This is a genomic window from Arthrobacter sp. SPT-J7 (genome assembly GCF_059089965.1).
Map to the genome: position 1 here is coordinate 1 of NZ_JBNHFF010000635.1, position 278 is coordinate 278.

Annotated in this window: 1 protein-coding gene; it reads right to left on the reverse strand. The window is 62.6% G+C overall.

From position 1 onward, the window contains the following. Positions 1-278: alpha-amylase family glycosyl hydrolase (locus AC5RWX_RS34605; protein WP_494100614.1), on the reverse strand; the 278-nt coding region annotated here is incomplete at both ends.

A 278-nucleotide genomic window follows, 5' to 3' on the forward strand; every position in this document is an offset into this window, starting at 1 on the left:
GGAGTAGTTGAGGTCCCATTGGTAGGTGTGGAACGTGGCCCAGACCCAGCGGCCGTCCTCCATCTGGATGAAGGAACCGGGGTGGTTCTCGGGAAAGATTTCGCGCACGTTCTGCTCGAAGGCGTCAGGCATGGTGCGGTCCGGGAAAATCCAGTAGTAGTCGCTGTACTCCGGATCGCTCGCCGCGGCCCGCCGTGCCCACTCGTGCTCGTCGGAGGTGTGGTTGAAGATGAAGTCCACTACCAGGCTGATGCCGCTGGCCCTCAGTTCGGCCGCCA